The sequence below is a fragment of the Kitasatospora sp. NPDC054939 genome (assembly GCF_053610105.1).
In genome coordinates this window covers 1-1,014 of record NZ_JBSGXP010000322.1, presented here as the reverse complement: position 1 = coordinate 1,014, position 1,014 = coordinate 1, and the positions used below count along the sequence as shown (strand labels likewise).

Annotated in this window: 1 protein-coding gene; it reads right to left on the bottom strand. The window is 71.5% G+C overall.

Annotated elements, in window-relative coordinates; all coding sequences use genetic code 11:
* On the bottom strand, positions 1–990 hold the full coding sequence (locus tag ACWGB8_RS38660; RefSeq protein WP_452218320.1) for an aldo/keto reductase: 990 nt from the start codon (positions 988–990) through the stop codon (positions 1–3).
* Between the last annotated feature and the right edge of the window lie 24 nt (positions 991–1,014).

Below are 1,014 nucleotides of genomic sequence, written 5' to 3'. Positions count from 1 at the left end.
TCAGCGGCTGATCCGGTCGATCTCCGTCAGTTCCTCGGCCGTCAGCGGGGCGCCCTGGAGGGCGTCGATGTTCTGGTCGAGCTGGGCGGTGCTGCTCGCGCCGATGATCACGGAGACGACCCGGGGGTCGCGCAGCACCCAGGACAGGGCCAGCTGGGCCAGGTTCTGGCCGCGCCGCTCGGCGACCTTGTTCAGTGCCCGCAGCTGGTCCAGCTTCGCGCCGGTCAGGGCCTCCTCGCGCAGGAAGTGTCCGACCGACATCCGCGAGCCGGCCGGGACCTGGCCGGTGAGGTAGCGGTCGGTCAGCAGGCCCTGGGCGAGCGGGGAGTAGGCGATCAGGCTGGTCTGCGTGTCGCCGGCGGCGTCGAGCAGGCCCTGTTCGGGGCGCCGGTCGAGGATGGAGTAGTTGGCCTGGTTCAGCAGGACCGGGGTGCCCAGCTCGCGCAGGATGGCCACGGCCTCCCGGTGCTGCTCGGGCGCGTAGTTGGAGATGCCGGCGTACAGGGCGCGGCCCGAGCGGACGGCCTGGTCGAGTGCGCCCATGGTCTCTTCGAGCGGGGTGTCCGGGTCGTGGCGGTGGGAGTAGAAGACGTCGACGTACTCCAGGCCCGTGCGCTCCAGCGACTGGTCGAGGCTGGCCAGCAGGTACTTGCGGCTGCCGCCGTTGCCGTAGGGGCCGGGCCACATGTCGTAGCCGGCCTTGGAGGCGATGAACAGCTCGTCGCGGTACGGGCGGAGGTCCTGCCGGAAGAGGTGGCCGAAGTTGCGCTCGGCGCTGCCGTACGGCGGCCCGTAGTTGTTCGCCAGGTCGAAGTGGGTGATCCCACGGTCGAAGGCCCGGCGGAGCACCGCGCGCTGGACGTCGAGCGGCTGGGTGTCGCCGAAGTTGTGCCACAGGCCGAGCGAGACGGCGGGCAGCTGCACCCCGCTGCGGCCGGCGCGGCGGTAGGTCATCGAGGCATAGCGGTCATCCGCGGCGAGGTAGGTCATGGCGGACATCCTGCCAGCCCGCGG